We start from the raw sequence: 344 nt of genomic DNA on the forward strand, positions 1-344 counted from the left end.
ACTAACACTAGAGGGTGAAGATATAGTCTAGTCATTTATGAAAGTAAATGTTCGCACGATGGCGAAAGAAATGATGGAACAAACTAAGAACTCAATCCTTTCACAAGCAGCACAAGCAATGTTGGCTCAATCCAATCAAATTCCTCAGGCAGTCTTGCAACTGTTGAGATAATTGATTTCAGGGCGTCTAACCGAGTAATTGGTTAGAGTATAACTGGGTGAATTGCTGGAACTTCCTAAAGCCCCATCAACCACAGCGTAACTGGAAACGGTCGGCGTCACGGTTTGAAAATGATGAGGATGGACCAATGGATAATCAGCAGCCAAGCTCCTGTGAGGAAACT

At 43.0% G+C, this 344-nt stretch carries 1 pseudogene; it reads left to right on the forward strand.

Annotated features, from left to right (window positions below):
* Nucleotides 1–58: 58 nt before the first annotated feature.
* Nucleotides 59–172: pseudogene (locus KW93_RS13125) on the forward strand (flagellin); the annotation flags it as partial.
* Nucleotides 173–344 lie beyond the last annotated feature (172 nt).

This window comes from Planococcus sp. CAU13 (assembly GCF_000775575.1).
Taxonomy (GTDB): Bacteria; Bacillota; Bacilli; order Bacillales_A; family Planococcaceae; genus Planococcus.